Origin of the sequence: Paenibacillus sp. TAB_01 (assembly GCF_043945595.1) — a bacterium.
Lineage (GTDB): Bacteria > Bacillota > Bacilli > Paenibacillales > NBRC-103111 > Paenibacillus_S.
The window spans coordinates 1,181,693-1,197,590 of record NZ_JBIFNP010000001.1 but is presented as its reverse complement, the minus strand read 5'-3'; the positions used below and the strand labels follow the sequence as shown (position 1 = coordinate 1,197,590).

Here is a 15,898-nt window from a genome sequence, read left to right as displayed (position 1 = left end):
ACCCGGGAATTCAGCCGGCTGCCCTGCGGGAATAAAATCAAAGCAATTCAGTACAACAAAGATCGGATGAAGGATCCGCCGTCGGTCGGTCGAGGACAATGTTTTTCAGCGGCCATCTCAACCAGCAGACGTTTTCTGTCCGGTCTTGATATCACGGCTGCGATGTTTTAACGTTCAGACTGACGATAGACAATTATACCGTCCGAGCCTTGCTCTTCAACAATCCTTCCGGTCTCGCGCAAATAAATGAAATGCGCCAGCGTTTCCGACAAAGCAAACCGGAGCTGGTGCAGCGTCAACCGGTCCCCGAATGTGAGGCGGCATACTTCGTAAGCGGTCCGAGGCTGCTCCGCCAGCTCCCGCTGCATCTCCGCGAGCCGTAATTCATGATGGTCCAGCAGCTCCCCGATCCGCTTCTGGAACGTTTCGAACGGGTCCCTGTGCCCGGGATAGGCCCGAACTACCTCGTAGCGCTCCAATTCCTTCAAGCTGTTCAAAAAGCTGCCCAGCGGATTCTCGTCCACGCCTCCGGGCAAATAGCTCACATTGGGCGATATACGCGGAATCACCTGATCTCCGCAGAACATCTCCCGCCGGTCGCGCTGATAAAAGCAAATATGCCCTGCGGCATGCCCAGGCGTATGTAGGGTCTCGTACAGCTCGTCCCCGAGACGAAAGCTGCCGCCGGAAGGCAGCAGCGTAAGCTTCGGCTGCGGAGAAACCATGGGCACGAAGCTGTCCATGTGCTCCCGCATCGCCTCGCTCAGCTCGGCAGGCAGTCCGTACCGGGCGAACAAATCAAGCAGCCCCGAAGTCATGGGCTGGCCGTCCCCCCAGAGCTGCCTCGCCTGCTCGGCGCCGGCTTCCGACAGCAGCGACCGGCGCTCCGCTGCGCTCCTGAAACCAGCCGGTCAGCCCGTAATGGTCCGGGTGATGATGGGTCAGCACGATTTGCTCAATATCGCGGTAATCGATATGCAGCGAATGAAGAGCCGCCTCCCAGAACTGGACGGACGTTTCGGTATGCAAGCCTGGATCGATCAGCGTATATCCGCCGCTCCCGCGGATCAGATAGCTGTTGACCCAGCGCAGCGGAAAAGGCAGCGGCACCTTCAATTGGTAAATATGTTCGTGATATAACGTAAACTCGCTCATGCCGTGAAATTATCCTTTCCGGTGTCCCACGAAAATCATGCGCTTGGATTCGGCCGGGTCATATTCCGATGCGTGGTAATCTCCATATACCTGGGTCACTTCCAGCCCCGCACGCTCCAGCATTCGTACAAACTCTTCCTTGCCGTACAGCTTGACCTGCTCCGAATAAGTTCTTGCATCCGATTCCGGTTCCTGAATCACAATCGTTTTGCGGACGCAGCCGTCTTCTATTCTCCGCTTCTCCTCAATGGTGCAGCTTCCCTCGCTTCGGGAGGAATAAGGCACCAGATGGGCCTTTACATATTCCGGATTCATATAATCAATAATGAATTTCCCTTGCCCAGGCTTCAGCAGCCGTTGAATTTCACGAAGCACCCGCTCGTTCTCCTCATCCGCGTCAAAGTAACCGAACGACGTAAACAAGTTGACAACCGCATCGAACGTTTCGGTCAAAGGAACCTCTCTCATGTCGCCCTGCAGCCAGCGGACATGCCCTGCCTTATCCAGCTTGTGCGCCTCAGCCAGCAGCACGCCGGACAAATCTACTCCTGTGACCTTGTATCCGAAGTCGTACAGGGCCATGGAATGCCGGCCCATGCCGCAGCATAGATCCAATACCTCGGAGCCCTCCGGCAGCCGAAGCCATTCGATCATTCGTTTGACTTCCTCGTAGGCTCCCTGCAGATCACGATGCTTATATACCAATAAATAATCGTCCCCAAAGCTCTTCTCATACCATGCCGACATATCTCATTCTCTCCTTTTTGAAGCTTAAAACTTGAAGCATGCAGCTTGCAGCGATAACTTCCCCTATCTTACCAAATAAGCGGACCATGTCACAATCCGCACCTTAAACCAATTAATCCGATGGAATTTAGAAGTCATGGTACGTCTTTCCTATCTGGTGTATAATGAACTGTAGTTTTACATGCAGTATATCTGAAAACGCATGGATAGCAAAACATATAGAATAATGCTTTGCCGTGGAGGAATTGCAATGCGCTTACAGCCCATACAGGATCGGATAGGCAGCCGAAAGCATAAAGAAATTTATGAATTGATACGCCGGCAGGGAATCATGTCCAAGATTGATTTGCTGGAGCAGAGCCAGATGACCGGCAGTACGCTGACCCGGACATTGGAGGAATTGACCGCCCAGGGCTGGCTTCTCGAGGCCGGCTTCGGCGAATCGACGGGCGGACGGCGTCCGATTCTATATCAGACCAATCCGGCGGCAGGCTATGTGTTCGGACTCGATATTTCCCGGCTCAGGTCGCAGCTTATCCTATGCGATCTGCATATGAACAAGCTGGATGCGCGGAGCTGGGCGATGAACGAAAGCATGACTCCTGCCAGACTTCTGCAAGAAATCGCCGAGGCCGCCGCTTCCATGCTAGCCGGTCACGACATCGCAGCCGACCAGGTTCTCGGGATGGGCATAGGAGCCGTACGGACCGCTGAACCGTACCTTGGGATTGATTCTCAAGCCGATTCATTTCCCTGCTGCCGGCTGGCAGAACGTTGATATTTCAGGGTACCTGCAAGAGCGTCTCGGTATCCCCGTGCTTCTCGATAACGGCGCCAACACCGCCATTATCGGCGAATCCTGGTCGGACCGCAATAAGGATTACCGGCATCTGCTGTACATTCACGTCGGCGTCGGCATCCGCTCTGCTATGATGTCCAACGGTAAGGTCGTGTACGGAGCCGTTGATATGGAAGGCTCTATCGGGCAGATGATCATACAGACGGACGGTCCGCGCCTCGGGGATCATGGAAACTATGGCTCTCTGGAAACATTCGTTTCCGTTCCGGCGATCGAGCGGCTGGCTCAGTCGCGCTTGAAGCAAGGACGGGAAAGCTCGCTGCGAAGCAAGGAAAACGATCCCGATAAAATCGGCTTCGCGCATCTGCTGAATGCCTTGAAGGAACACGATCCGCTGACGGTCGAGATTTTCTCCCAGGCGGCGACCTATTTCGGAATCGGCTTATCCAATCTGCTCAATATTCTGCATCCCGAAAAGGTCATATTAGGCGGTTCGCTGATCAACAGCGACCCCGGTTTTTTTCAAATCGCCACCCGGGTCGCCATACGCAATACGTATCACTACCCGAACTATCAGGTCGTGTTCAGCCAAGGACACCTCGGCGAGGAAGCGCTGGTCGCCGGCGCAGCGATTATGGTTATCAATCAATTAACGGAGCATTGATCTTATCCCTACTTCCAAGGAGGATATCGTAACTATGACCGAAGACATCAAACCATCCTGCTGCTCGACAAGCAGAGCCCAAAGCACCTCACCCGCCTCGACCGTCCAGTCTCTGGCATTCGAAGGCCGGCTTGCTTCAAAAAGTGCGGACAAGGAACCGTCTGGAGAGAGCAGCGCCAGTGCAAAGCTGCCTTCCCTCGAGCAAATGATCTACCTGCCGGGAGGGACGTTCCTGATGGGAACCGATGACCAGGAGGGCTTCCCTCAGGACGGCGAAGGCCCCGTCCGGTCCGTCACCATTGATCCGTTCTATATCGATCCGTGCGCCGTCAGCAACGCCGAATTCGCCGCCTTCGTCGAAGCGACGGGCTACCGGACGGAAGCCGAGCGATTCGGCTGGTCGTTCGTATTCCACCTGTTCGTGTCCGAGCAAACCGCCGCCCAAGTGCAGCAGGTTGCCCAAAGAACTCCATGGTGGTGGAACGTGGAGGGGGCCGACTGGGCGCATCCCGAAGGTCCCGATTCCTCCATTGCGGGACCGGCTGAGCCATCCTGTCATCCACATTTCCTGGAATGACGCGCAGGCATACTGCAGCTGGGCAGGCAAGCGGCTGCCTACGGAAGCCGAATGGGAATATGCGGCCCGGGGCGGACTGGAGCAAAAAAGATATCCGTGGGGCGACCTGCTGAAGCCGGGCAGCGAACATTTATGCAACATCTGGCAGGGGAAATTTCCCGATAAGAACAACCAAAGCGACGGCTATGCCGGAACCGCTCCCGTTCGTTCCTTCCCGCCCAACGGATACGGACTTTATAACGTCTCCGGCAATGTCTGGGAATGGTGCGCCGACTGGTTTAACCCCACTTGGCATGTCAAAGCTTCCCCGGTAAATCCGAAAGGTCCCGCGCAAGGCACTTCCCGCGTGATGAGAGGCGGATCGTACTTGTGCCATAAATCATATTGTAACCGTTATCGTGTAGCGGCCCGGAGCTCGAACACGCCGGACAGCTCCTCAGGCAATATGGGCTTCCGCTGTGCCGCCGACGCCAAGTCTTAATTGACGGCAGCTCTCTTACGAGCGAGCCCAAGGCTCCTACAACAAATAACCCGCTGTCCCTATACATAGGCAGCGGGTTATTTGTTGTATGTTTAGCCGGTCGCTTCTCGCTTTACTTCAGCGATTAAGCGGTAGCTTCGTCGCTAACGGCATCGCCGTGAAGCTCCTGGAAGAACTGTACAAGCTTTCCATGCTTGCGCAGCGATTTTTCGTGAATCAAATTCAGCTTGCCGTTGTCCAGCAGGCCGAAGCGTTCGATCAGCTGCTCGTTCTCATGCGTCCAGTCAAAGCCTTCGAAAATACCGAGACAGGACGTCCAATTTTTGGTATATTTACCATCTTCGAACAAATGTCCATTCGCATACAAGGCAATACTTTCCTGCATGGCCCGACTGGACGAGCTGTACTGCGGCAATCCCGGCTGCTCCGGCATTAAAGGCAGAAGCGTGCTGAAGAACTGGTGCAGAATCTCGATATAGGTTGAAGGATCCTGACGAATTTTACGGGCCAATTCATAAGACGGCTGCATTTTACCGGTAAACAGCATCGTTGCTGTCGAATAAAGCCAGCTGAACGATGTGAAGTTTTTATTGTAAGAGGTCAGGTTCGCACGGCACTCGACACCCGCTCCTTTAAGGAACACGTTATGATCGACCACCTGCTGAATGACCAGATTCAACGGATCGATACTGTCGAACGAATGGCCGAGCTCCTTGCTGACCAGCTGCACCTTGGAGTTAATATCTCCAAACAGCTGCTTCTCTTCCTCTTCGCTTAAGCCGATATAAATTTGCACGGCCAGCTCGCTTTCCATCAGCTCGAGACGGCGGCGCTCGATCTGTTCGACCAAACCTTTCATCTGCTCCAGCTCGAGAGCAATCTCCTCATTCTCGGGAGATCTGCGCTGCTTGATGAGCAAGGCTGCCACTTTCTTCTCGTGGCTGCGCACTTCCTTCAGCAGCTGCTCATTGACATAGCCGAGCGCGAGAATCCGGTGCTGTCCGTCCAGAATGCTCAGCTTGGAGCCTGGGCGCAGGTACAAGCCTTTCTCCGACTTGGCCAGCGAGCTGACTTCTCTTAAGGACAAGGTAACCGGCCCGAAAAATACGCGGTTCAGCTCCCGCTCCTGCAAATATTTGGAAATTTTGCGCCTTTGTCCTCCGCTCAGCTTCCGCTGAACCATCGGATCAATCGATGTATAGTTCAATAAATCCTGCACCTGGATCGGAACCGTGGCAAGACCGAATTTTTCACAAAACGGGTGAATCGTCATATTGAGGCAAAGTCCATCCATCAGCCGGCATCCTCCTCAGCGCTTTCGTCTGCGAAAGCTTTCTCCAGTAATTGCTCCTCACGGATCAAGAACAAATGATGCTCTTCATAAAAGTCTTTAATGTATTGATATGCCTTCATAATCCGGGAACGTCTCGGCAGACGGTCTTTCTCATCACCTACATAAATGGCGTTCCAATCGATATGCGGCAAAATTTTCATTGCGTATTCAAGCGCGTACCGGTTGAATTTACCTGTCTTCGTCACTTCGTCATGGAAGAACAGCGCCAGCGCAATCTGAATATTTTCCGACCAGCACAGCTCGCCCTTCTCCGGATCCGGCAAGTAACGCAGCAAGGTATCGAAGTAGTAAGCAGCCAGCTTCAGGTGCTCCTCCACTTCCTCATCCTTGAAATAATAGCCGTTATTGCGCGCAGCGGACTTCAAGCGGCCTTCGAACAAGCCTGCCATAATCTCTACGAGAAGATGATAGGAGAACAGAAACTCGGGTCACTTTGCCCCGCTCGGTAAACCGGTCTACCGAAATTTGTTTCATCGCCGGGGCTTTCTCCGCCACCTGCGAAGCGAGCACATGATAAAATCTGCGCTGCTCCCTCAGTACGGCGAGATTGCCGCCGATTTTTCGCGGAAGCTTGTTAATGTCGGAGAACAGCTGGCGCTCCTGGCGGGCGTTGATATCCAGGTAAATCATCGTGGACATAGGGAACGTATAAAGCTTGCTGAGCTTCGCCGAGATTTCCTCCATCCGGTCGTATTCCCTGCGATCCTTGGCCCGGGCCATATTGCTCTGCAGCGTCTCCATCAGACGACGGAAGGCTGCCAGCCGGTGCTGTCCGTCGACGACGTACAATTTCTCAATAGCCTGAAGACGGTACACCTTCTGCTCCTCATCATATTCCCCCGCTCCACGGGCCGATAAGATAATGCCTGGAAAATAAATCCCCTGCTGATGATCCATATACAGCATAATGTAATCCATCAGCTTGGATAAGTTTTGCGGAACGATAGCCCGCTGGACCTCAAGATCCACTTCGTAGATTGAGAACAATTTGCTCATTGGCAATGTGGTTGACAACGTCGTTTGACCGAATGTTCTGGAAGCTACACCTGGGATCTCAATATAGGACGATGCCTTTTGTTCAGCTAGCAGTTCCGACAATGATGAAATGGTATCCATACCTGTCTTGCCTCCTTATTTTGGACTTGGAGTTAATGAAAGGAAGCGCTTGCTCCCAACTCAATGCTGCCAACCGCCCGCCTGGAAGGATGGTGCAGCCGTTTATCCTTACTATAGATAATTACTATAATAGGTTCATATAGTTACATTATACACCGAATTATCGCTAAACATTCAGTGTATAGGCAGAATATTACACGTTTTCTAAAAGTTATTCTTCAAAGTTGTCCAATATTCTCGCCGTGTCCTATTGACTTTCCTAAAACCTCATCACCCTACAGGCTGTTGGTTGCAGGACCAAAGAAACGATCAAGCAGCATAAAGGCTTTTGCCTCTTCTATATAATAAAGCTTCTTCCCTATTGATTTCAATTCCTATCAGCAGAAACTGTAAAATTTTGAAAAAATCGCGCTCGATCCGACCGGATCGGAGCCGGAGTTCACGAATCCGGATGAAGCGCTTATTTACCGCCGCCATCCTTCAAGCCAAGCAGTATAAACATGCCAACGATGATAAGAAAAACAATGAAACTGCACAAAATATCGATCCACATGAAAGACACCCCTACCTTCATTCGAATGTCGACAACACTGCATCTGCGGCTTTGCTGTATTGTATGCACTGCTCATTCGACGTGCGCCCAGCAGGGGAGGCTGCTAAAACAATTTTTTAAGCTTCAACCTTCATATTTTTGTCTTATGCACTCGACACACAGGTTCGTTCCTGTGATAAACTAGCTGTTGAATTATAAATGTAATTAAAAGGAGAAGCGATCATGCCACCATGGGCTTACTACTTGCAATTAGCCGATGGCGTCATCATTACGGATGCGCATCACCGGATTGTCGACGTCAACACGAAGTACGAGGAAATGACGGGCTATTCCCGTGTTTTCATGGTCGGTCTGCGGGCCAACTTCCTTAGCTCCAGGCTCACCCCCCGGAAAACCTATGATAGCATGAAGCTCGCTTTGTCCGGCCGGACAGGCTGGTCCGGCGTGTTTATTAACCGCAAGCGCAATCAGAATCTGTGGCATACGAATATAACCATCACACCGATTACTCATATGAACGAGCTGTTTTACATAGGGATTGTCCGCAATTTGGACCAAATACCGCAGGGAAGCTATCTGTCCGAAACCCGGAAGATGAAGCTGCAAAACGAAATCTTAAAGGTTCTGGCGATTTCATGCGAGATCCGGGACCCTCAAATCGAGGAGCACCTCCAGCAGGTTCAGCTTGGCACCGAAAAGCTGCTCAGGGCCCATAACCAAAGAATGAAGCTCGATTTAACCGAGGAAGCGATTCATCATATTGTGAATGCGAGCATTATGCACGATATCGGCAAATCAGGCATTCCCGAGGGGATTTTATATAAGCCGGGCAAGCTCAATTACTATGAGAGACACATTATGGAGACCCACCCTCTGATCGGACTCGAGATCATCAATAAAATCTCGCAGGAGCTGGAGGACGACATTCTGGAGGAAGAGCTGAAAACGGCAAGGCATATCATTCATTATCATCATGAAAAGTGGGACGGCACCGGGTATCCCGCCAAGCTGAAGGAGACAGAAATCCCCTTCGAGGCCCGCGTCGTATCCATAGTCGATGTCTACGACGCGCTGACCAGCCGTCGTGCCTACAAGGACGCCTGGTTCAGAAAGACAAGGCCGTTCAGTTTTTGCGGGAGCAAAAAGAAATAAGCTTCGACCCGGAGCTGGTGGACAGCTTCCTCCAGATCGTGTGAGGCTGCGGATAGCTCCTTCCTTCTTATGCTGAGGGACAACGAGGAGCGGGCGGGCCGGTCAACAAGGCGTTCCCTAGTCCCGCGTTCGCTGCGCTTCACGATAAGCGCCGGGCGACAGGCCGGTGCTGCGCTTGAACGCTTTGGAGAAATGATGGATGTCGGCAAAGCCGCAATAGGCGGCAATGTCCTGAAGACCCAGCCCGGTCGTCTTCAGCAGCTCTCCGGCATGCTGAATTCGAAGCTGAAGCAAATACTTATGGGGCGGTACGCCAAACCGTTCTTTGAATACGGCGCTGAATCTGGAGGGCGACAAATGGGCACGTCCCGCCATCTGTTCAACCGATAACGGTTCCGACAAGTTGAAGGAAAAGTAAGAGGTAATCCAATTCAGCGTCGGCTCCGCAGAAGCGGCCTGTTTTTCCTGGCCGCCATGCTCGCGCAGCACCGTCAATATGAGCTCCGTAGCATCGTGCTGCGCTTCCAGCCGGCTGAGCGGATCGGATCTTTGCCAGGAGGCGATCATTCTGAGCATCGTGTCCCGGAAACGTACCGGCTGGGCCGGGGTAAAGCGGACAGGGACACGCACGTCCTCCAGATCGTTCAGCCTGGGCTGCATCAGCTCCCTATACTCCGTTAAATCCACCTGGCCCGCACGCGTCGGAAAACTCTGCTCCCGCAGGGGATTGTAAAATAGATCCAGATGCGCAAACGGCGTGATCGTCGAAGTCACCCCTTCCAACAACAGCAGGCTCCCCGGTTGAATCAGACAAAACTCTCCGCCTGTACACACATATTCCGTGCCGTCCGCTTCAATCCGGCACTCTCCCTCCTGAATATACAGCAGCAAATAATCGAGCAGCCGCCTGGCAGGCATTTTCCAAGGACGGCGCACGGCAAAGTCGCTTTCTCTGATATAAGGAACCAAGGGCTGCCTGGCCAGCAGCGCGCCCAAATGCCCCATCGAACACCGCCTCCTCTTCTCCTGTGCTTTCCCCTAGCATACCCTAACCCGAAGCGGTGTAACAGTTGTTTTTGACAAAGGGTTCAATCGGACTGAACAATGCTTTTCACATCGCAGCATCCTATACTTAAACCAGAAAGCGATCGCTACCATTCCAATACAAAGCGAGGTATGCCCAATGACAACCGACGCATCCCTTTTTGACTTTAAGGACAGCTATGCTCTGTCCGGCGACCAAACCGCTGCTTATCGTGAAAACGGTCACATGTTCTTGAAGCAGGTAGCTTCACCGGAGGAGATTGCCGCTTACCGCCCGCCGATTCGTGAGCTTGTACAGCGGCTTAACAAGCATGACAAGCCGCTTCACGAACGCGACACCTACGGCAAAGCGTTTATTCAGGTCGGCAATCTGTGGGCGCACGATGAGACGGTACGGCGGTTCATCCTTGCACACCGCTTCGCCAAAATTGCCGCCGAGCTGATGGGTGTGGACGGCGTGCGGATTTATCACGACCAGGCTTTGTTCAAGGAGCCGGGAGGCGGGCATACACCGTGGCACCAGGATCAGATTTATTGGCCATTGGATACCGCCGACACAATTACGCTGTGGATGCCGCTGGTGCCGATCTCCGAAGAGGTGGGCTCCATGACCTTCGCCTCGGGCTCGCATCATCTGGGGCATGTCAGCCGGCTGCTGATTTCCGACGAATCCCACAAAACGTTAAAGCAGTATATCGAGCATAAGCAGATGAAAACTGTGAATTACGGCGCGATGGCTGCCGGAGACGCGACGTTCCATGCCGGCTGGACGCTGCACAGCGCGCCGGGGAATCCGACCGATACGATGCGTGAGGTCATGACAATCATTTACTTCGCAGACCGTACCCGGGTACTGGAGCCGGACAGCAAAGCCCGTGGCAACGATCTGGTCTCCTGGCTCCCCGGATTGAAGCCGGGAGATGCTGCCGCCAGCCCGCTAAATCCGCTCGTGTATACGCGTCACTGACGATAAACAAGCCTGGAGCAGACGAGCTGATCCCCTGCCCCAGGCTTGCTTCTTTCTTCCCCCGCCCCATGCATGATTTAAACTGCTCTGGGTAAAATATCCTCATTACCATTATGGGAAATGAGGATACCAGCTGACGCCATGATCAAACTCCCTTTCCTACCTCCCTTCTTTAAACGAGATAGCAGCCATCCGGATAACAAGCAGCCGGAGCCTTACAAGGCCGGCCAAGATTTAAGGGACAGCGTATCCCAACAGGCATCCGCTCAAGAGCCTCAAGCGACCGGGCAGCCGGCGACCTTGGCGCACATCGTTTCGGAATTTGAAGACTGCTACGATTTCAGCAATTTGTCCTTGCTTGACGGCAGGCTGCATCTGCTTTTCTTTTCGCATATGATTCAGAAGGAGCTGTGGGACCGCCAGGTTCTGGAGACTTTAAGCCAGGCGCCTGCCGAACGGTTAACCTATATTTTAAATCAGGCGCCGTTTACACCCGCCTCCGGCCATAATAAAGATATCGTACTGGCTATTCTTAACGGGGCTACGGCTGTTTTTTATCAGAACCAGGTCTACCTGGCATTTATTACAGGCGGGGAAACGAGAACGGTCAACCAGTCGGAGACAGAATCGGTCATTACCGGTCCCCACGACGCTTTCGTCGAGACGGCCGAAACGAACCTGTCTCTGCTCCGGCGCCGCATCAAAAGCTCGCACTTGAAGGTAATCAAGCTAAGAGTAGGCGAAATTACAAAGACCGACGTCTACATTTTATATATTAAAGATATCGCCAATAACCATTTCGTGGACCTGATGATTGAGAGAATCGGCAATATTGAAATCGATGCCGTTGTCGACGGGAATATGCTGACACAGTTTTTTGACGACCAGCCCAATTCGGTCTTTCCGCAATTTATGACGACGGAGCGGACGGACTCAGCTGCATCCAAGCTCGTAGGGGGACGCGTGCTCTGTATCGTAGACGGCAGTCCGACCATTATTTCCGCGCCTGCCGCTTTCCTGGAGTTTTTCTCATCTCCGGACGATTACTATCAGCGTTGGATGCTCGGCACAGCCACACGGCTGCTTCGGCTGATCGCTTTTCTCATTACCGTCCTGTTTACGGCATTCTATGTATCGGTAACAACCTATCACTATGAAATGATTCCGGAAACGCTGATCGTGACCCTGACCCAATCCCGCAGCCGGGTTCCCTTTCCGCCGTTGTATGAAGCGCTGCTTATGGAAACGACAATTGAGCTGTTAAGGGAAGCGGGCGCCCGCCTGCCGACCAAAATCGGCCAAACCATCGGTATCGTCGGCGGTATCGTCATTGGACAGGCAGCCGTGCAAGCCGGCTTGACGAGCAACATTCTGATCATCGCCGTCGCCTCGTCGGCTATCGCATCGTTTGTCGTACCCAGCTACGTCATGAGCGCCTCCATCCGTCTGGTTCGGTTTCGGACTTATTGTGCTGGCAGGGATCTGGGGAAACTTCGGCTTGATTCTCGGGGTAACCGCTTTAACGATTCATATGTCCAGCATGACGAGTCTGGGCAGCTCCTACTTGACTCCGGTAGCTCCTATGAAATGGAACGATTGGCGGGATGTATTTATCCGGGCACCGCTCTGGATGATCAAGGACAGGCCTTCCCAGCCGAAAAGCCCCAATCCGGTAAAAAACAAAATGAGAAAATAAGGATGGATCCGATGTGCAGGAGAAAATAACGCCATATCATACCGCGATCCTTGTATTCATGGCACAATCCGGCATTGTTATTTTCAGTCTGCCACGGCTCGTCGCCGAAACGTTCGGCACCAACGGCTGGCTTGCCATCCCCGGATTCGGTCTCTTCTCCGCGCTGAACCTTTGGCTCATCTCGAAGGCGTACAATTTATGTAAAGGCAAATCGATATTCGAGATCATGGAGAACGTCTGCCCCAAAATCATTCTTTATCCGTTCTATCTGCTCTGTGCGGCAATCTGGGCGCTGCTGGGCTGTATGGTCGTCAAAGAGTATGTGCTGATTTTCCAAATGATCTCGTTCCCTACCACGAATCCGATGGTGTTCAAGTTCTGTATTAGCCTGCTGGCTTTTCTGCTGCTGATTAAAGACATCTATACCATTTCCAAGGCGATTACTATGTTCTTCTGGCTCTTTATCTGGATGAACCTTTTGATGCTGGCCTTTATTCCCGATCTCGAGGCGAGCAGGCTGACGACCTTTCTGTTTCAGGAGGGAGGACAGTGGTTTCAGGGCAGCGTCAAAATTTATACCGCTTTTCTCGGCTACGAGATTTGCCTGCTCCTGTTTCCGCATTTTGATTCAACAGGCAAATGGCACCGTTCGGCGCAGATCGGGAATCTGGCTGTGATCCTTATCTATACGACAATTTGCCTGGTCGGCTTTATGTTCTTCAGCTTCGAACAGCTTCGCCATCTGACGTTTCCCATGCTGGATACACTAGCCTATATCCGCCTGCCCTTTATCGAAAGACTCGAAAATTTACTGTACAGCTTCCTGCTTTTGAATACGCTCGACACCTCGGTTCTGTATTACTGGTCTGCAAAAACCGCACTGCAGCGGGTATTTCCGAAAGGCAATAACAAATGGCTTTCTTTTGTCATCGTGTTCGGTACGTTCGCCGTCTCGTTCCTGCCGAAAACCCTCAAGGAAATTTCCGACTGGCTGTATGTGATCGGTCATGGAGCGCTGTATGTCGCCGTATTTCTCCCGATTATCGTGATAGGCATGGCGTGGCTTCAAAGAAAGGGGCAGCAGCCTTATGGCTAAGCAAGTTATCGTTCTATCCTCGCTCTTATCGCTTGCTCTGCTGTTAACCGCCTGCGGTGACCAGCTTATTCTGGAACGGCTCGGCTTTACACAGTCGACCTCCTACGATTTGATGAAAGACGGACGGCTCAAAATTTGCGTCAGCATTCCCAAAACAGACCCGGATTCGACGGTGCGCAGAGAAGTGCTGACCACCGTTGCGAGAACAAGCAAAGAGGCGCGCATTTTATTATCGCGAAAAACGAATCTGATCCTGGTCAGCGGGCAGCTGAGAACGACCATTTACGGCTCGGCCCTGGCCAAAAGCGGGCTGTGGAAGCATCTCGATACGCTTCAGCGCGATCCCTCGATCTCACCGAGGGTGAAGATTGTTATTGTGGAAGGTGAGGCCTACAAGCTGCTCGAACGTAACTTTCCGGAGCATCCTCGGACGGGGCAATATATTGACCGCATGCTTGAAAAAGCGTCCCGGGGCGAAGCCATTCCCAGAGTGACGCTGTATGACTTCGCGAGAGAGTATTATGACGACGGCATCGATCCTATCGCTCCGCTCATTGTCGAAAGGGAAAAAAATGCCGAAATTGGCGGCATTGCGCTTTTTGATGAGGATAAGTATAAAATGAAAATCCATACGGATCAGATTCTGCTGTTCTCGTTAGCCCACAACGATTTGGATAAAGGAGAAATGAGCATCGATTTAGGCGGAGCCCATGGGACGCAATCCATTATGCTCGATTCGATTGAAAGCAAGCGCAAGCTGAAGACACGGCGGAGCGGCGCTTCTTCCTTTGAAATCGATATGACGATTTCCATTCATGGGTCGATTCGGGAATATATCGGTACACTGGAGCTGTCTGAAACGAAGGACAGGAAGAAGCTGGAGAAAGATATGGCGGAGCATCTCGCCAAGCAAATCAACGATTTGGTTCGTTCGATTCAACAGCACCATGTCGACAGCCTCGGTTTGGGCAAGGCCGTACGCAACAGCCTGAGCTATAAGGAGTGGAAATCTCTGGATTGGAAGTCGGTCTATCCGCAAATCAAGACAAACGTCAAAATCAACCTGAAGATCAAGGATCAAGGAAAGGTAAAATAGCCCTTGTCCCCCTTCTCCTAAAAGAGCAGGGCCAAGGGCCGCATGGCTGTCCATTCGTTTTATAAGCAGTAATCGTCTATGATACGGCATCCCTGCATGAATCGAACCGGCTTGCCTTCCGGCTGAAGCGGAGAAAGCGGGTAAAACGTTTTGCCTTCACAGTCATAACAGGTTGTCTGGTAGCAGTCGGATTGTTCCTCCAGAATAGTCCCGCAACAGGAACATCGTTTGTCAGCATACAATTCAAAGGGATTCATGGGTTCAACTCCCATCGGCCAGCACTCCTTTGATCGCTTTTCCCATAGTATACAGGAGAAACATTACAGGTATGTTACCGCTTTCAAAAATAGGCGAAAATATTTTCGCCGCTGCCTGCAGACGCAACCAAGCCTGCAGGAGCCTCCTTGGACAGAAGCTCCCGCAGGCTTGACCTTGCCTTGTCCTGCGGATAAATATTAGCCTGCTTTGGGCGGCGGCGAAACCTTCCGGCCCTGCGCTGCGGCTGCCGGACGGCGATGCGTCCCCCAGCCTGAGCGCATTACCGGCCTGGCAGGATGCCGAGCGTTGACTTAATGAGCGGCTCCGGCATCCTGGAACTCGGTTCCGCATCGGACCCGCATCCTCATTGTCCTCCAGAAACACTTCGGTTCCGTCATGCCGGTACAGCGGCTTATAATATTTGCCGATCCGGTTCGTATCGGCATCGGAATAGTGGCATATGAACGCCCGGCGGAAACGATCGGCGGAGCGGTTAGGGTAAGAGCCGTGGATCACGCTGCCGTTAAAAAACAGCACGTCTCCCGCTTCCATCACAGCGGGCACCGCCTCGTAGCCTTCAGGCACTTTTACTTCCTCCTTCGTGAACGACACAGCCGGGTCCGCCGTATTCGGACATTCAACGGCAAACCGGTTGGAGCGGGGCACAACCATCAGGCCCCCGTTCTCTTCATCCGCGGGATCCACCGCCGTCCAGGCGGCAATACAGGTGCCGGGGTCCGACCTTCAAATAAAACTGGTCCTGATGCAGCGCTTGGCCTTTCGCACCCGGGGGCTTGAAGTAAAACATGCTCTGAGCCGCGAGCGGATCGGCATCGAACAAGTCGGCCAGAATGTTCATCACCTTCGGATGAACCATATACTTAAATGCTAAATCATTCACCTTATGCGGATGCATCATCCGCGGGTAACGTTTCAGAATATCGCCGTTCGCTTCTTCCTCCGAGACGGCGTGAAAGCAACCCGGAATAGAGCCAAGCTGATGCAGCTTCATAAACTCCTCGCGGATTTCAGCGGCCTCCTCCGCAAACAACCCCTTGACGATCAGGTATCCTTCCTCTTCGAACTGCTGTTTCTGCTGCGCCGTCAGCGCGCCTCCCAGCGTGCGGTTTGACATGATCCCAT

The 15,898-nt window shown here is 52.6% G+C and carries 15 protein-coding genes and 2 pseudogenes; 8 read left to right on the top strand and 9 right to left on the bottom strand.

Annotation, left to right across the window (positions count from 1 at the left end; translation table 11 throughout):
- Nucleotides 1–167 precede the first annotated feature (167 nt).
- Genes ACHHV8_RS05845 through ACHHV8_RS05835 form a run of 3 tightly spaced genes read right to left on the bottom strand, consistent with a single transcriptional unit; the run spans nucleotide 168 to nucleotide 1,902 of the window.
- Nucleotides 168–818 (bottom strand): MBL fold metallo-hydrolase, encoded by a 651-nt coding sequence (locus tag ACHHV8_RS05845; protein ID WP_395157438.1) that lies wholly within the window; start codon nucleotides 816–818, stop codon nucleotides 168–170.
- A complete protein-coding gene (locus ACHHV8_RS05840) occupies nucleotides 799–1,155 on the bottom strand; it encodes an MBL fold metallo-hydrolase (RefSeq protein ID WP_395157437.1) in 357 nt (118 codons plus the stop codon). The genes ACHHV8_RS05845 and ACHHV8_RS05840 overlap by 20 nt, the downstream gene beginning before the upstream one ends.
- 9 nt (nucleotides 1,156–1,164) lie before the next feature.
- Nucleotides 1,165–1,902 carry a class I SAM-dependent methyltransferase gene (locus ACHHV8_RS05835; protein WP_395157436.1) on the bottom strand — a complete coding sequence of 246 codons (738 nt, stop codon included), beginning with the start codon at nucleotides 1,900–1,902 and terminating at the stop codon, nucleotides 1,165–1,167.
- Between the two features lie 250 nt (nucleotides 1,903–2,152).
- Here ACHHV8_RS05835 and ACHHV8_RS05830 point away from each other — a divergent pair.
- Both ACHHV8_RS05830 and ACHHV8_RS05825 read left to right on the top strand, forming a co-directional pair.
- A pseudogene (locus tag ACHHV8_RS05830) lies at nucleotides 2,153–3,365 on the top strand (ROK family protein).
- Nucleotides 3,366–3,399: 34 nt separating this feature from the next.
- Nucleotides 3,400–4,423, top strand: a pseudogene (locus tag ACHHV8_RS05825) (formylglycine-generating enzyme family protein).
- A gap of 124 nt (nucleotides 4,424–4,547) precedes the next feature.
- Here the strand turns inward: ACHHV8_RS05825 and ACHHV8_RS05820 are convergent.
- The 3 genes from ACHHV8_RS05820 to ACHHV8_RS05810 are packed head-to-tail and all read right to left on the bottom strand — an operon-like array spanning nucleotide 4,548 to nucleotide 6,893.
- Nucleotides 4,548–5,717, bottom strand: a complete 1,170-nt coding sequence (locus ACHHV8_RS05820) for a DNA sulfur modification protein DndB (protein WP_395157435.1) — start codon at nucleotides 5,715–5,717, stop codon at nucleotides 4,548–4,550.
- Nucleotides 5,717–6,157, bottom strand: coding sequence for a hypothetical protein (locus ACHHV8_RS05815; protein WP_395157434.1), 441 nt, complete (start codon nucleotides 6,155–6,157; stop codon nucleotides 5,717–5,719). The genes ACHHV8_RS05820 and ACHHV8_RS05815 overlap by 1 nt, the downstream gene beginning before the upstream one ends.
- Nucleotides 6,120–6,893: a DNA sulfur modification protein DndB gene (locus ACHHV8_RS05810; RefSeq protein ID WP_395157433.1), complete on the bottom strand. Its 774-nt coding sequence runs from the start codon at nucleotides 6,891–6,893 to the stop codon at nucleotides 6,120–6,122. The genes ACHHV8_RS05815 and ACHHV8_RS05810 overlap by 38 nt, the downstream gene beginning before the upstream one ends.
- 451 nt (nucleotides 6,894–7,344) lie before the next feature.
- On the opposite strand from ACHHV8_RS05810, the gene ACHHV8_RS05805 reads away from it, so the two are divergent.
- Both ACHHV8_RS05805 and ACHHV8_RS05800 read left to right on the top strand, forming a co-directional pair.
- Nucleotides 7,345–7,566: a hypothetical protein gene (locus ACHHV8_RS05805; RefSeq protein WP_395157432.1), complete on the top strand. Its 222-nt coding sequence runs from the start codon at nucleotides 7,345–7,347 to the stop codon at nucleotides 7,564–7,566.
- Nucleotides 7,567–7,668: 102 nt separating this feature from the next.
- Complete coding sequence (locus ACHHV8_RS05800) at nucleotides 7,669–8,598, top strand: HD domain-containing phosphohydrolase (protein WP_395157431.1); 930 nt, start codon at nucleotides 7,669–7,671, stop codon at nucleotides 8,596–8,598.
- Between the two features lie 117 nt (nucleotides 8,599–8,715).
- Here ACHHV8_RS05800 and ACHHV8_RS05795 read toward each other — a convergent pair whose 3' ends face one another.
- Entirely contained in the window at nucleotides 8,716–9,603 is an 888-nt protein-coding gene (locus ACHHV8_RS05795; RefSeq protein ID WP_395157430.1) for an AraC family transcriptional regulator, read from the bottom strand.
- A 178-nt stretch (nucleotides 9,604–9,781) separates the two neighbouring features.
- On the opposite strand from ACHHV8_RS05795, the gene ACHHV8_RS05790 reads away from it, so the two are divergent.
- From ACHHV8_RS05790 to ACHHV8_RS05770, 4 genes are all read left to right on the top strand, one after another.
- On the top strand, nucleotides 9,782–10,609 hold the full coding sequence (locus tag ACHHV8_RS05790) for a phytanoyl-CoA dioxygenase family protein (protein WP_395157429.1): 828 nt from the start codon (nucleotides 9,782–9,784) through the stop codon (nucleotides 10,607–10,609).
- 141 nt (nucleotides 10,610–10,750) lie between these two features.
- On the top strand, nucleotides 10,751–12,334 hold the full coding sequence (locus ACHHV8_RS05785) for a spore germination protein (protein WP_483874874.1): 1,584 nt from the start codon (nucleotides 10,751–10,753) through the stop codon (nucleotides 12,332–12,334).
- Entirely contained in the window at nucleotides 12,319–13,401 is a 1,083-nt protein-coding gene (locus tag ACHHV8_RS05775) for a GerAB/ArcD/ProY family transporter (RefSeq protein ID WP_395157428.1), read from the top strand. Before ACHHV8_RS05785 ends, ACHHV8_RS05775 begins: the two co-directional genes overlap by 16 nt.
- Entirely contained in the window at nucleotides 13,394–14,497 is a 1,104-nt protein-coding gene (locus ACHHV8_RS05770) for a Ger(x)C family spore germination protein (RefSeq protein WP_395157427.1), read from the top strand. The genes ACHHV8_RS05775 and ACHHV8_RS05770 overlap by 8 nt, the downstream gene beginning before the upstream one ends.
- Nucleotides 14,498–14,758: 261 nt before the next feature.
- On the opposite strand, the gene ACHHV8_RS05765 is transcribed toward ACHHV8_RS05770, so the two are convergent.
- Nucleotides 14,759–15,460 carry a phytanoyl-CoA dioxygenase family protein gene (locus ACHHV8_RS05765; RefSeq protein WP_395157426.1) on the bottom strand — a complete coding sequence of 234 codons (702 nt, stop codon included), beginning with the start codon at nucleotides 15,458–15,460 and terminating at the stop codon, nucleotides 14,759–14,761.
- Nucleotides 15,444–15,890 carry a phytanoyl-CoA dioxygenase family protein gene (locus ACHHV8_RS05760; RefSeq protein ID WP_395157425.1) on the bottom strand — a complete coding sequence of 149 codons (447 nt, stop codon included), beginning with the start codon at nucleotides 15,888–15,890 and terminating at the stop codon, nucleotides 15,444–15,446. The genes ACHHV8_RS05765 and ACHHV8_RS05760 overlap by 17 nt, the downstream gene beginning before the upstream one ends.
- Between the last annotated feature and the right edge of the window lie 8 nt (nucleotides 15,891–15,898).

Excerpts from the sequence above, each read along its gene's own strand:
- ACHHV8_RS05845 (WP_395157438.1), bottom strand. The coding sequence starts at position 818 with ATGACTTCGGGGCTGCTTGATTTGTTCGCCCGGTACGGACTGCCTGCC.
- ACHHV8_RS05840 (WP_395157437.1), bottom strand. The coding sequence starts at position 1,155 with ATGAGCGAGTTTACGTTATATCACGAACATATTTACCAATTGAAGGTG.
- ACHHV8_RS05835 (WP_395157436.1), bottom strand. The coding sequence starts at position 1,902 with ATGTCGGCATGGTATGAGAAGAGCTTTGGGGACGATTATTTATTGGTA.
- ACHHV8_RS05820 (WP_395157435.1), bottom strand. The coding sequence starts at position 5,717 with ATGGATGGACTTTGCCTCAATATGACGATTCACCCGTTTTGTGAAAAA.
- ACHHV8_RS05810 (WP_395157433.1), bottom strand. The coding sequence starts at position 6,893 with ATGGATACCATTTCATCATTGTCGGAACTGCTAGCTGAACAAAAGGCA.
- ACHHV8_RS05805 (WP_395157432.1), top strand. The coding sequence starts at position 7,345 with ATGAAGCGCTTATTTACCGCCGCCATCCTTCAAGCCAAGCAGTATAAA.
- ACHHV8_RS05800 (WP_395157431.1), top strand. The coding sequence starts at position 7,669 with ATGCCACCATGGGCTTACTACTTGCAATTAGCCGATGGCGTCATCATT.
- ACHHV8_RS05795 (WP_395157430.1), bottom strand. The coding sequence starts at position 9,603 with ATGGGGCATTTGGGCGCGCTGCTGGCCAGGCAGCCCTTGGTTCCTTAT.
- ACHHV8_RS05790 (WP_395157429.1), top strand. The coding sequence starts at position 9,782 with ATGACAACCGACGCATCCCTTTTTGACTTTAAGGACAGCTATGCTCTG.
- ACHHV8_RS05785 (WP_483874874.1), top strand. The coding sequence starts at position 10,751 with ATGATCAAACTCCCTTTCCTACCTCCCTTCTTTAAACGAGATAGCAGC.
- ACHHV8_RS05770 (WP_395157427.1), top strand. The coding sequence starts at position 13,394 with ATGGCTAAGCAAGTTATCGTTCTATCCTCGCTCTTATCGCTTGCTCTG.
- ACHHV8_RS05760 (WP_395157425.1), bottom strand. The coding sequence starts at position 15,890 with ATGTCAAACCGCACGCTGGGAGGCGCGCTGACGGCGCAGCAGAAACAG.